Consider the following 258-nt stretch of genomic DNA (forward strand, 5'->3'; position numbering starts at 1 on the left):
ATTCATGACTGGGGTGAAGTCGTAACAAGGTAGCCGTATCGGAAGGTGCGGCTGGATCACCTCCTTTCAGAGCTTAGTGCTCGTGTTAAGCGTCCACTCTTATCGGTTGTTTGATATATAGCTGGGATCGGTTGTGGGCTTGGGTAGAGGGATTCCTCCCTGTGTCCATGACTCTTGACTGCTGATCCGAGAAGGTTTTGGGTCTGTAGCTCAGTCGGTTAGAGCACCGTCTTGATAAGGCGGGGGTCGTTGGTTCGA

1 rRNA gene is annotated in these 258 nt (G+C 51.9%); it reads left to right on the plus strand.

What is annotated here, in order from left to right:
* Positions 1 to 67, plus strand: a 16S ribosomal RNA gene (locus tag SB816_RS32970); the annotation flags it as partial.
* Positions 68 to 258: the final 191 nt, after the last annotated feature.

Source organism: Achromobacter sp. SIMBA_011 (assembly GCF_046535435.1).
Classification (GTDB): Bacteria; Pseudomonadota; Gammaproteobacteria; order Burkholderiales; family Burkholderiaceae_B; genus Achromobacter; species Achromobacter dolens.